9 protein-coding genes and 3 pseudogenes are annotated in these 12,495 nt (G+C 46.2%); 3 read left to right on the top strand and 9 right to left on the bottom strand.

Going from position 1 to position 12,495, the window contains the following annotated elements; translation table 11 throughout:
* Window positions 1-192: 192 nt before the first annotated feature.
* A pseudogene (locus IO95_RS25980) lies at window positions 193-339 on the top strand (integrase); the annotation flags it as partial.
* A 145-nt stretch (window positions 340-484) separates the two neighbouring features.
* Here IO95_RS25980 and IO95_RS05930 read toward each other — a convergent pair.
* The 6 genes from IO95_RS05930 to IO95_RS05905 form a co-directional block, all read right to left on the bottom strand.
* Window positions 485-1,126, bottom strand: coding sequence for a hypothetical protein (locus IO95_RS05930; protein ID WP_023492276.1), 642 nt, complete (start codon window positions 1,124-1,126; stop codon window positions 485-487).
* 10 nt (window positions 1,127-1,136) lie between these two features.
* Complete coding sequence (locus IO95_RS05925; RefSeq protein WP_160165609.1) at window positions 1,137-1,847, bottom strand: PD-(D/E)XK nuclease family protein; 711 nt, start codon at window positions 1,845-1,847, stop codon at window positions 1,137-1,139.
* Between the two features lie 234 nt (window positions 1,848-2,081).
* Window positions 2,082-5,216 (bottom strand): type I restriction endonuclease subunit R, encoded by a 3,135-nt coding sequence (locus tag IO95_RS05920; RefSeq protein WP_023492273.1) that lies wholly within the window; start codon window positions 5,214-5,216, stop codon window positions 2,082-2,084.
* Window positions 5,216-6,403 (bottom strand): DUF4268 domain-containing protein, encoded by a 1,188-nt coding sequence (locus IO95_RS05915; RefSeq protein ID WP_037384298.1) that lies wholly within the window; start codon window positions 6,401-6,403, stop codon window positions 5,216-5,218. Before IO95_RS05915 ends, IO95_RS05920 begins: the two co-directional genes overlap by 1 nt.
* Window positions 6,396-7,820: a restriction endonuclease subunit S gene (locus tag IO95_RS05910; RefSeq protein ID WP_037384295.1), complete on the bottom strand. Its 1,425-nt coding sequence runs from the start codon at window positions 7,818-7,820 to the stop codon at window positions 6,396-6,398. Before IO95_RS05910 ends, IO95_RS05915 begins: the two co-directional genes overlap by 8 nt.
* Window positions 7,810-9,516 carry a class I SAM-dependent DNA methyltransferase gene (locus IO95_RS05905; RefSeq protein ID WP_023492856.1) on the bottom strand — a complete coding sequence of 569 codons (1,707 nt, stop codon included), beginning with the start codon at window positions 9,514-9,516 and terminating at the stop codon, window positions 7,810-7,812. The genes IO95_RS05910 and IO95_RS05905 overlap by 11 nt, the downstream gene beginning before the upstream one ends.
* A 420-nt stretch (window positions 9,517-9,936) precedes the next feature.
* Here IO95_RS05905 and IO95_RS26410 point away from each other — a divergent pair.
* Window positions 9,937-10,011 (top strand): annotated as a pseudogene (locus tag IO95_RS26410) (restriction endonuclease); the annotation flags it as partial.
* A gap of 76 nt (window positions 10,012-10,087) precedes the next feature.
* Here the strand turns inward: IO95_RS26410 and IO95_RS05900 are convergent.
* From IO95_RS05900 to IO95_RS05890, 3 genes are all read right to left on the bottom strand, one after another.
* The gene (locus IO95_RS05900) at window positions 10,088-10,903 is read right to left on the bottom strand and encodes a transcriptional regulator (RefSeq protein ID WP_235186737.1); all 816 of its coding nucleotides are present in this window, start codon (window positions 10,901-10,903) and stop codon (window positions 10,088-10,090) included.
* Between the two features lie 13 nt (window positions 10,904-10,916).
* Entirely contained in the window at window positions 10,917-11,522 is a 606-nt protein-coding gene (locus IO95_RS05895; RefSeq protein ID WP_051791124.1) for a hypothetical protein, read from the bottom strand.
* Between the two features lie 91 nt (window positions 11,523-11,613).
* Complete coding sequence (locus tag IO95_RS05890) at window positions 11,614-12,141, bottom strand: hypothetical protein (RefSeq protein ID WP_235186736.1); 528 nt, start codon at window positions 12,139-12,141, stop codon at window positions 11,614-11,616.
* A gap of 95 nt (window positions 12,142-12,236) precedes the next feature.
* Here IO95_RS05890 and IO95_RS05885 point away from each other — a divergent pair.
* A pseudogene (locus tag IO95_RS05885) lies at window positions 12,237-12,495 on the top strand (IS4 family transposase); the annotation flags it as partial.

The following is a 12,495-nucleotide window of genomic DNA, read 5'->3' as shown; positions in this document are numbered from 1 at the left end:
GGCTCCTGCGTTTTTCGAACAGATGAAAAACTAGTAATAACAATGGGTTTAAGGCTTCTATTCGAATCCTGTAGGGACCATTTTGAAGTAAACCAGACTCTACTGAATTCTATTTCTATCCTTTATACTCCCTGATACAACTGAATTTTTCTGTCACGAGCTCTATCGAGGTCAACTCAGTTATACCCAAATCAAGTGGTGACTGGCCGTTACAACTTGGTTTTTCCGGGTCGTAACGACATTACAAAGCCGATGAGTGAAGCGAGTATCAATCAGGTACTGAAACGGATTGGTTACCACGGTAAGGCTATAGGGCACGACTTTAGGCACACGATGTCTTGGCACGACCCAATCAAGTAACACCCCAAAGATTCAATTTAGATAGCTCCCTCTCAGTACCTTGCCATCGACGATTTCAAGCATCAATTGCGGTGATTGTGCCGCGTAAATCCGGTTATTTAGCTGCGTGATTTGCGCTGTACCGTTATGACTGAGATAGCTTACTCGCCAACGCTTTCATGAAATCATCCAGAATAGGAGCCGCTGAACGCAATTTCTCTAATGCAACCCGTAATGGCTCAAAAGCATCATCCTGTTCAGGGAACTCCCCATAAGTCATCCACGTTTCACTTAACAAAGTTGAATCAAACTTCACCGGTAAAAAGAATTCCCCTTTGCCTAGATAGCGGAAGTCGAGCTCATGCATGCGAGCAATAAAATCATTATCAATGGATTTTATCGCAGTATTTGCTTTGCGGCTGCCACCGCACTCGGCCATATTGATGCGGGATACAAACCCCCATTCTCCCGGCTGTGTACCAACGCCAGTCATCACAGCAAATAAATAATCATGATCACTACTCTCGTCAGTACATTTGCTTTCAAACCTGAGGCTCCAATTCTTTGTCTGCTCATCGAGTTGCCACGACTTCGGTGCAAGCCACATATCTTCATTTTCAATGTTACAATCATATTTCCAGTCATATTGACAGGTAAAAGCATTGGTACATGCATCAAGTCCCCGCCAAAACTCAGGGATAATGACCTGTTCAAGATAGGCAGCTGCTTCATTGACTGTTTTTAGCTGTAACAGCAATAGTTTACCTGCTTCGTTATTTTGTTCCATGAACGGCTCCTTAAAACTGCATCATACGACGAATAAAACACGTAGCTGACTGCTCAGCCATGTGACGCTGTGGAGATTTATATTGAATATCTTGCCGATACCCCCGTAGTACCGGCCATAGAAGCCGTGATAATTCGTACCAAGAAAGGGACAGATGTCTATTTTTTTCTGTTGATTCCCCAATAGTAGAACCCACACAGCCATGCGGCGTCAGAAATAAAACGGCCCAAGGTCGTTGGCCTGCACAAATGTTAGCCTCCTGCGCATAACGGCTTAGCTGTTCATATTGTTCGGCTGCATCAATTTTAACTTCCACCAGCAGATAAAACGTATGAGCATCCACAACCAGATCAACCCGATTACTGGTATCTCCCGAAGGGCAGACTTCAACGTTAACGCGACAGTATTCACCGTAATATGCAGGTAGCTGGCCAGCAGAGCGTAACGAAAGTTCAGCCATCAGTGTATTTAGCATGATGTCCCCGAAGCCATGGCTACCCAGAGGATTGAGTAACCAAGCCAGCACGGTTGTATTTTGAACTTCTTTACGTGCCAATCCAGCGATATCCCAAGGGTCAAAAAAAAGCGCATTCTGTGCAGCTAAAGGTTGGTAATGCTGCCACAGACTACAAAATGCAGCTAACTTGCCTGGAGCCAAAGGTTTAATTGCTGGCTTATTTTGGAATAAAGCAGGGGGTCTCACCTGCTGCCATTGTTCCAAAAAATTCAATAGTCTTTCCGGTGATAAAGTTATCATTTACACCTCCTTGTTCTTCTACCAAGCCGCCAACTCGACAATACTTTTTCCAGAGTCTGAAAGTTTTCATTAATACGACGACTCAACGTACCAATTCTGCTCGGTGATAACCTGGACCTTCTGACTCACCGGACAAATATTACTGAACACAATGAAAAACCAGCCGATATTCAGGTTATTAATACTGTCCTGCTCCAGTCACAGCGTCCAGCTATTCGACACCACTTCTGCTTGTTTGAGGATCAGTTCCACCGCCCCGGCGGTTTTATCCGGTGGATACTTATACTTGCGCAGCGTCTGGCGCACCAATATCCGCAACCGTGCCCGCACGCTCTCGCGCACCTGCCAGTCGACGGTAGTGGATTTACGTAATTTCTCGGTTACTTCTATCGCCAGTTTTTTCAGCACCTCGTCACCCAGTTCACGCACTGCGCTTTCATTTTCTGCCAGCGCATCATAAAAGGCGATCTCATCCGGGTTTAGCCCCAGCGCTTCATCTCGCGCCATCGCTGCCTGGAACTCTTTCGCCATTTGGATCAACTCTTCGATCACTTGTGCGGTTTCAATGGCTCGGCTGTTATAACGGTTGAGTACCGCTTGAAGACGTTCAGAGTATTTTTTTGTCTGTACCACATTATTCTGGCTGCGAGCGTAGATACCATCGTTAAGCAATTTTTGCAGCAACTCCACCGCCAGATTACGGTAGGGCATATCACGTACTTCCTGCAAAAACTCATCAGACAACAAGCCGATATTCGGCTTATCCAAACCGGCCATAGCAAACACATCGTCCACGCCATTGGCAACGACAGCATTATCCAGAATGCGGCTCAGCACCGAGTTCTTTTCTGCTTCGCTGAGTTTTTTATCGGGGGTACCAAACTTGGTGATTGCCACTTTGATCGCACACAGAAAGGCGATCTCTCTCTTCAGCGGCTCGGCTTCATCCAGCGTACTGCACAGCGACCAAGCTTTGGTCATCGCCAGAACGGTATCAGAGAAACGCTTTTTGCCCTCATCCAGGCTTAGAATATGGTTTGCCGCCCCAATCAACAGTGGTGTTGGGTTAGTTTCAAAGCCAGCATAGTCAAAGCCCGGTGAAGTAGCGGTTTTGGCAAACATGCCATGAATGATGTCCAGCTTTTCCAGCAATAGCGCGAAGGCTTCATGCGTATTGATGGTGGTTTGCCCTTTGCCTTTCGAATCGGTATAGGTTTTGAGTGCCAGCTTGAGCTCATTGGCAATGCCGATGTAATCCACCACCAGCCCACCCGGTTTATCTTTAAACACCCGGTTCACGCGGGCGATAGCCTGCATCAGGTTATGGCCACGCATCGGTTTGTCGATATACATGGTGTGGCAGCAAGGGGCATCGAAACCGGTCAGCCACATATCGCGCACAATCACGATCTTCAGCGGATCATTCACATCCTTAAAGCGCGCTTCCAAACGTTTTTTAGTCTGCTTATTGTAGATATGCGGTTGCAAATGGGCTTTATCAGAGGCGGAACCGGTCATGATGATTTTGATCTCACCTTTCTCAACGTCATCGCTATGCCATTCTGGGCGCAGATCCACCAGCGCTTTGTAAAGCCGCACGCAGATATCCCGGCTCATGGCAACCACCATCGCTTTACCGCTGATGGTGGCGTTGCGCGCCTCAAAGTGTTTGATTAAGTCCTCTGCCACCTGCTTCAGGCGTGGTGTCGAACCCACCAGTTTTTCCAGGCGGCTCCACTCCCCTTTGGTTTTCTCCTGCTGCTCGGTCTCTTCATCTTCCACCAGTTCATCCACCTGGTCGGATAGGGCTTCCAGTTCTTCATGGTTGAGATCAAGCCTGGCGAGGCGGGATTCGTAGAAGATCGGCACCGTTGCGCCGTCGTCCACCGCATCCTGAATATCGTAAATCGAGACGTAATCACCAAATACCGCGCGGGTGTCTTTATCTTCAGCAGAAACCGGTGTGCCGGTAAAACCCATAAAGCAGGCGTTCGGCAACGCATCGCGCATATGCTTGGCATAACCGTATTTGTATTCGCCGGTTTCCCGATCCAGCGTGGCGTTGAGCCCATATTGGCTGCGGTGGGCTTCGTCGGAAATCACCACGATATTGCCGCGCAGGTTAAGCGCCGGGTGTGCTTTCTCGCCCTTTTCCGGGGTAAACTTCTGCACCGTGGTAAAGATAATGCCGCCAGACTCGCGGGCGTTGAGCAGTTCACGCAGCTTTTCACGATCATCCGCCTGCTCTGGCAACTGCTTAAGCAGATCCTGCGCCTGGCAGAAGGTGGTAAACAGTTGGCCATCCAGATCGTTGCGATCGGTGACCACCACAATGGTCGGGTTATCCATTTCCGCCTGCTGCAACAATTTACCGGCATAGCAACACATCGAGATGCTTTTGCCGGAGCCTTGGGTATGCCACACCACCCCGGCTTTTTTGCTGCCGGGATGAATGTTGCTGTGCAGTGCCAGATGTTTACCGGTGGCCGCCACGATGGTGGCGCGTACCGCTTCACGCACCGCGTGGAACTGGTGATAGGCGGCAATTTTTTTAATCAGATGTTTGCCGTCACGTTCAAACAGAATGAAGTAACGTAGGTAATCAAGCAGCAATTCGCGGTTGAAGAAACCTTTTACCAGGGTTTCCAGTTGCCATTCCAGCAACGGTTTGTCGTTCTCGTGGCTTAGGGTTTTCCAGGGCATAAAGCGTTCTTGATCGGCGGTAAGGGAGCCAATACGGGCATGGTAACCATCACTCACCACCAGCGCTTCATTACAGATAAACAGATCGCTGAGTTCGTTTTTATAGGTTTGCAGTTGGTTGAATGCTGCCCAGATATCGGCGTTAACCTCCGTCGGACTTTTAAGTTCTATTACCGCTATCGGTAGGCCGTTGATAAAGCAGATAACATCTGGGCGGCGTGGCTGTTTAGCGCCGGTGATAGTCATTTGGTTAACCACCATAAAGCGGTTATTGGCCGGATGTGCAAAGTCGATTAAGAAGGCGTGATCGTGAATAACGTTATCGCCTTTCTTATATTCCACCGGCACACCTTCCAGCAGAAGATGGTGGAAGGCTTGATTACTGACCACCAAATCGGGGCTTTGTGCGTGAGTGACCTTGGAGATAACCTGATCGAAGACGTCGGCGTGCAAGTGTCGGTTAATCGTGCGTAGGCTATCTGTCAGTATCCCACGCAGGAAAACATCATGATAAGAGCCGCGCTGCGGGTCGCTGCCGTCCGGCGCAATATCCGGGCCATGATGAACTTCCCAGCCGGTTTCGGCAAACCAGGTTAGGCATTGTTGTTCCAACGCGTCTTCGCTCAGCATTATGCTTCCTTGGTGTCAGTCACTTCGATTTCTTCCTGTGTGTTCGATACTTCTTTAAGCGCTATGTTCAGTGGTGTAATAAACTGATCTATCGCTTTTTCAAATGCGGTCATATTTTTCAGCAGCCAATCAATCATTTCCGGCCAGTTCGTCTGATCAAAGCTGGATATTGGTTTTGCATAACTAATTCGACAAGACTTTTTACCTGGCAGAGGCTGCCAGAGAAGTGCATGACCAAAGGTATTTTCGATTGACTGTCGATGTTCATAAAGCCAGTTGTAAGCAAAGGTATTACTTTCAGCTGAGAATTTGGCAATCCACAACTCAACACGTATCTCTTTTTTGCTGAAAATCAGGTTGTAAGAGACACCGCTAATACCCGAACCTGCACTTAGCCAGTGGTCAGTTGATGGGCTGATATTGTTATACAATGAACAAGAACTATGCCTGAGCTTCTCCAGCATCTGCGTCCAGAATGCTTTGCGCATATGATGGCGGCTTTTTAGTTCACCGCTGGTGGATTGTTCTTCTGCTTCTTTCTGCGCCATGCCGATCATATAGGATTCAGCTTCTGGTGTTGGGATCACCTGACGGATATCAATAAATACATCCTCATTGAAGCGGTATGGTGTGACTTTGAAGCATTGGGCTCGAATACCAAACTGCATCAACCAGAGAGCCGTGTTGGTGACTTCTTTACGAAAAGTGGCAGCGACCATCATTACGCGTTGAGTGCGGGCCTGATTGATCATGACTTCATCCAGACTTTCATATTCCAGGAATTCCGCCATCACTTCGGCTGCCGGGCGTGTTTCTTCTGGCTCCGTTTTATCAAGATAAAGCTGAAATATTTCAATAAGTTGCTCTTTACGCAGATTAGCGCAATAACCCGCATATTTCAGTGCCTGCCACACCACGTCTCGTCCTGAATCATCGAGTTTGTTTTCGATAATCACCAAATTGCCTTTCTTATCGATCGCTAATAGATCGAGGCGTTCTTTGGTATCGTCAAATCCGGCGAATTCTTTCTGGATAATCAGCAATTCATCATCACTCTCTCGGGTGAGTGACTGCGGGTTTTTAGCCAGCCACTCTTGCAGGTGATTACGCTCTGTATAGCCCAGGCTACTAAAAGATACCTCCTGAAGCGAATGAAGGCTGTTAGTAGGTTGATCAACTTTATACATGCTCCACCTCGTTTATAGCCTGCTCTGCTTCCGGCAAGGTTATTTCACCGGAAAGCAGTTTGGGGAGCAGGGTATCGCGGAGTTGTTTTAGAGCTGAATTACTTATTAAATTAACTTTAATTGCATCAAATAATGGCGTGATGCATTTTTCAAATTCACTATTGATTACATCATGGGCAGTAAGCATATTGACTGTATCAAAGGTATTTGTAGTTATTGTGTCAAATACCGCCCCATGTGTGTTTCTCTTCAATACGTCGATGCACTGTTTAACTTTTAGGTATGTTAGAAAAGGTCCTGAGTACTTGCCTCCCGATATTCCATAGCAGGATTGGTTCATGGCTGTTTCTACAGCTGTCAGTGCAAGTTTACCCACAGTTCCTCTGGCCGAAATTATTGTTGTACCGATGGGCAGAAGTTTGGTCGAGCTTTTAGCTAAGCCTTCTGGGGTGATTTTTTCGGTAGTGTCGATTACAAATATATCGCTTTCACTTGGAGCGTCTTTTACTGAGTACCAACAAATATCACCTCCCCAGTAGTTAGGCTCCGAGCGTTTAGGTGTCCCACCACCAACTAACTTAATTCTTTTTGCTAGAGAACTAACTTCCCACCCCTTTGGAATCTCCCCCAACTCACTCCCCTGCATGGCAGCCGGAAATAACTCTGCGGTGGCTTTGAGTTCAGCATATTGTTCCGGCTGTGCACGGGCAAAAACGGCTAAGGCAGAGGTATCTTTGCCAGAAATCGCTGTCATAGCCGCCAACGTGGCGTCTTCTACTGTGCCGCCAGCTTCCAGAACGGTAATTTTGGCTTTTACCGGTTCAAAATCCACAAACCAGCTTTTAAATAGCGCTTGCGCCATTTGCTCGAGGGTTTGGTTGACTTGTTGGTTTAGTTGGATTTTTTTATCTAAATATTTTAAACAAGAGGCTATAGCACTTTGTTCTTGTAATGACGGAATGGGTAAAAGTACTTTCCGGAGCTCACTCTGTTTAATTCCTTTGACTGTAGAACCAGTGGCACGCGATTCCATTTGGCTTTGAACGTATGAGCCCTGCATAACATATCTTAGATAATCATTTAGTAAGAGTCCTTTTGCGCCTCGAAGAGTAACAATACGTTGTGCAAGGGCTACGTTGGGGTCATCAAGCTGAGCTACCTCACCTAACGGTGCTTCTGTTGTGACTACGACATCTCCCGCCTGAGGAAAACCTCGAACCATCCAAGAATCATAATCTTCTTCTGCGATATACTCTGTAGCAGGTAGAACAGTTCCACCTTTAACTATCTTTGCAGTGACCAAAGGGATGCCACTATTCGTTTTTTTCGGAGTTTTTCCTCTGTAATCGATCAGTGCATCGACAGTTTCTGCTATTGGTAGCACTTGCCAGTGAGAAGGAAACTGTTCAGAACCCATAACCCAGCCCCCCCAGATTCGTCTTAATCTGCTTTTCCAGCTCTGCGCTTTCTGCCAGTTGCACTTTTAGCTGCTCGGTTAAACGGGCCATCTTCTCAGCAAAGGGTTCGCTATCTTCTTCCTGCTCGGCAGCACCCACATAGCGCCCCGGCGTCAGGACATAATCATGTTTCTTAATATCATCCAGCGTAGCGGCAAAGCAGAAACCGGCTTCGTCCTGATACTCTTTATCCTGCTGCCAGGCATGGAAGGTATCGGCGATTTTGGCAATATCTTCTTTAGTAAAATCGCGCAGTACCCGGTCTTTCATAAAACCAATCTGGCGTGCATCAATAAACAGCACTTCGCCTTTGCGGTGTGCTTTGCCGTTGCCGCCAGATTTATCTTTGGTCAGCAACCAGATGCAGGCCGGGATTTGGGTATTGGTAAATAACTGCCCCGGCAATGCCACCATGCACTCCACCAGATCAGCTTCCAGCAGTGCCTTACGGATCTCCCCTTCGTTATTGGTGTTGGAACTCATCGAGCCATTGGCTAACAGCAGCGCCATCGAGCCTTTGGGGGCTAGGTGATGGATCATATGCTGCATCCAGGCAAAGTTGGCGTTGCCCTGCGGCGGAATGCCATATTGCCAGCGCACATCGTTTTCCAGCTTGGCGTTCCACCACTCCTTCATATTGAACGGCGGGTTGGCCATCACAAAATCGGCACGCAGATCCGGGTGCTGATCGTCTAACAGGGTATCGGCGTTCTTTTTGCCAAAGTTAAAATCGATACCGCGGATCGCCATATTCATCGCCGCCAGCTTCCAGGTGGTCGGGTTGGACTCCTGGCCGTAGACCGAAATATTGCGTTTCTGCTCGGCGGCATTGTAGTGTTGCTCGCCCGCGTGCTCCTCAATAAAACGATCGCTGGAGACAAAGAAACCGCCGGAACCCATCGCCGGGTCGTATACCCGGCCTTTATACGGCTGGAGCATTTCAACAATCAGGGTAACGATGCTTTTTGGCGTGTAGTATTGGCCACCCTGCTTGCCCTCAGCCAAGGCAAACTGACCGAGGAAATACTCGTAAACGTGGCCGAGAATATCTTTGCTTTTAAGCGGCAGTTTTTCGCCGTTATATTCCGGGTTGCTAAAGTTAGCATCCGAGAAGGTGTTAATCAGGCCAATTAACACCTCATTACCCAGTTGGTACTGACCGATGCGGTTAAGAATGCCTTTCAGTTTCGGGTTGGTCTTTTCGATCTCATCCAGCGCGTTATCAATCAGCCAGGAAACCGAGCGCAGCTTCACGTCCTGCCCAGCGTCATCAGCCCACAACACAGCCCCAATAGGCAGTGCCGCTTTGTTTTTCAGCGTCTCCCAACGTGCCGCTTTTGGCACCCAGAACACGTTCTTTTCGCTGTAATAGTCTTCAACTTCCAGCTCATCACACAATGCTTGCGCATATTCCTCATCAGAGGCGTAATCGTCACGCTGTATGGTGTAGATATTGTCCGGGTTGCCCTGTTCGCGGAACAACTTGAGCAACTCCTGCTGGCGGGCCTCAAAGGCATCAGAAACATACTTAAGGAAAATTAGCCCCAGCACCACATGCTTGTAGTTGGCGGCATCCATATTGGCGCGCAGCTTGTCGGCGGCCTTCCAGAATTTGTTATCCAGCTCATTAAGAAAGAGCTGTTCATTGTTGTTCATGGTGATCCCTAAAAATTTAGCAGCAGCGCACACGCAATTATTTGGAATGTATATCGCAAAATAATACCTGTACGCAGAGATAATCACCAACGATATGATGCACGGAGTGGGGGATTTTGCCCATCGACTCAAATTAGTGGGGCTTATGGGTTTGTTGAGTATACCCGGCATACTTGAAATTACTTGAGTGTTTGCTGTGCTCTGTCACTCCAGCCATATAGTTATCTATGCTGGGGATTAATGAACCTCATTTATGAGGTTCACCCTGTCGGGCAGGGCAAGCGCTGTTCAAATCAGTTCCTGAGCGACTTGTCGCTCCCTTGCGGCCTACATGCAACTCGAATAATTTTGGGTATAAAACTAGCTTCAAATTCCGTTTATCGACAGGAAGAAAAAAGTCGCTCATCCAGCAAAATTCCAGTAGAAAATTACGACCAGATTGATATTGAAACGAAACTCCTTGTTCCATTGAAACGAATCTATTTACCTGTTTAATAATGAAAAGGGAGTTAGCCAGATTTCACTGGCTAATAATCTTGGGATAAAGAATGATTAAATTAAATACTATTTTTTATTCATTCAGAGAGCAGGTGCTCATATTAAAACCGGTGTCGAGATAATTGTCCTGGAAATTATATCCATCTGGTAGCGTAAGCTTCCATCCTTTATGTTGTGCGACGCAAGCGATTTGTGGCTGTAATGACTGGTGAACTGTATTGTAAACATACTCCTTTCCCTTGAGGTATACATCCCCACGATTCCAGAGTGTTTTCCTGAAGCGAATATTCCATATGCGATAATTTACCCCGGCAATAGTATAGTCATCATTATAATTTTCTTTTTGTTTTTCTTTTTGTTTCCAGTCTATTTCACCCCCATCACTTAAGTATTGCCATATTGCATATTTCTGAAGTTCGTCCTCAGTAAATGAAGTGCTAACATACTTTGAATCAATATTATCGAGTAACTGGGGGTCTGCTATTAGCATTGCAACCGCTTTATGCATATACTCTAACATGATTTCTGGATGGTCAGGTAAACCTTCTTTAGCTTTAAATAATGAAACAAAAGCAAGCCATAAAACATCTTTGGGAATATCCTCTCCCTTTTCATAAGCAGTTGCTATTATTTTGGCTGCACGATACCGTAGCTCTCCCCAAGACTCTTCCCCCCTGATTTCGCGAGTGCGATATATATAATCTCGGCCAGTAATAAAGGATTTTGCAGCATTTAAATCATTTGCATGTAATGCCGATACCGCTCGCTGATGACTAATGATAATCTCTGCGTATTGAGTAGGATAGAGATCTGCACCTATTGCTAGTTTATAGCTTCCAAACATTGCTATAACGGCAATTAACGTTAATCTTAAAGATTTTGACATCATATAATCACCTTTTTTACTTATAGATATATTGCTTTATTATACTGCTAGGTTCAATGTAAAGAAGCACAATTAAGCGACCTTTTTTATAACTACGCTGCCACTTTGAACACTCTTTTGCATCATTAGGGTCTAATTCCTTCATAGACAAGGACTTTTGCATTTCAATGCAATCCATAAGGCTTTGGCTAAATTTATTTTTATCTGCCATAAACTCTTCTTTAGTGATCGGTTGCCCATAAATTTTATCCATGATGCTGACCTCTTTATTATATAATGATAACGGCAGTGCTCCATTATCCTTTCCTCTTTCATCACTGAATTTTTTTTCAAGCACTAATCCTTTTAACCCTTTAATTTTGTCAAAGAATAATTCAAAACTGTCATAGTCTGATATACCTAGCTCTAAGGTATCTATGGTGGCTGTTATTGAATTAGGGTCTTTATCAGTATATTGAATATCACTAACTTCTAATGAATAAATTGGCTTATTCCTAACATCCTCATAACTATCACCCCATTTGAAGTTATAAGGTGCTGTGTTTGATGATGCATCATAGCTATAGAATACTAATATAAATGTTAGGCCTAATGCACCTAAGTTTTTTATCATTTTTATCATAACACTCTCTTTAATTGGTATCTGAAAAATAAAAAATCGGTTTATCTTTTAAGTGGTAGCCTTGCTCTAAATAAATGCGGCTCATCCAAACCTAGAGCGCTAACAATCTCTCTAATGCTGTTGTCGGTTGCTGTTGTTTGCTGAACCCTGCACGATACCAACTGGTGCCGGTCTCGCTGGTTACTTCTTCCAGTGACCATGTTTGGCGTGCCACAGCGACCAATATTTTTCCTGTATCAATACACTTAAGAACTAGCCACACCGCAACAAATAGGCCGATGGGTAAGATCCACGGATTAGTGGTGCGGAAAAGTTGCGCAATCAGCATCAACAATGTAGCCCCCTGAATCAGCCCTTTAACCATAAAGGCCCGAAAGAAAAATGCTTGCAGGTGTGTTTGAATAGCAAAACAGGGGTTAGTCAATACACTGCGGTTTTCCTGTACCGGGATGCCCTGCACATAGACCGTCCATTGAGACAGTTCTTTGGGGATCACCACCAGGCTTTTTTCTTTCAATTGGTGTAATCGAACGGAAATACCGACAGGGATAACCAATCCTACCAATAGAAAATAAAATATCGGGGCATTGATACCAAAAAAGGCCAAACCAATGGCCAAGACCCTTAGCCATCCCCTCATATGAGCAAGGCATGGCAAGGCTTCTGAGGTATGATCTCCGTTCTTGACCAGCTAATAGCGAGCAGACAGCCTCCATGCTTAACCACGAAATAATTCTTAACCACATTGATGACATATTCGGACAGGACATGCATGCCAAGCGTGTCTTGTCGCTCGCCAATGCAACCCACGGGGTTATTGAGTCGGGGTCATTGGCCATCCATGCCATTGGCAATGGCCTCTCTTTGGCCAGCGGCCTTGAGCGAAAGCACGCCGTCAAGCAGGTGGATAGACTGCTCACCAACACAAAGCTCAATGTCTGGAGCTTGTTTGATGATTGGGTTCCCTATGTGG

This window comes from Serratia sp. DD3 (assembly GCF_000496755.2).
The sequence above is the reverse complement of the archived record's forward strand: the minus strand, read 5'-3'. Positions and strand labels throughout refer to the sequence as shown.

Bases quoted from the DNA above. Each gene is read 5' to 3' on its own strand.
- IO95_RS05930 (WP_023492276.1), bottom strand. From the start codon at position 1,126: ATGGAACAAAATAACGAAGCAGGTAAACTATTGCTGTTACAGCTAAAA.
- IO95_RS05920 (WP_023492273.1), bottom strand. From the start codon at position 5,216: ATGCTGAGCGAAGACGCGTTGGAACAACAATGCCTAACCTGGTTTGCC.
- IO95_RS05915 (WP_037384298.1), bottom strand. From the start codon at position 6,403: ATGTATAAAGTTGATCAACCTACTAACAGCCTTCATTCGCTTCAGGAG.
- IO95_RS05910 (WP_037384295.1), bottom strand. From the start codon at position 7,820: ATGGGTTCTGAACAGTTTCCTTCTCACTGGCAAGTGCTACCAATAGCA.
- IO95_RS05905 (WP_023492856.1), bottom strand. From the start codon at position 9,516: ATGAACAACAATGAACAGCTCTTTCTTAATGAGCTGGATAACAAATTC.
- IO95_RS05900 (WP_235186737.1), bottom strand. From the start codon at position 10,903: ATGATGTCAAAATCTTTAAGATTAACGTTAATTGCCGTTATAGCAATG.
- IO95_RS05895 (WP_051791124.1), bottom strand. From the start codon at position 11,522: ATGATAAAAATGATAAAAAACTTAGGTGCATTAGGCCTAACATTTATA.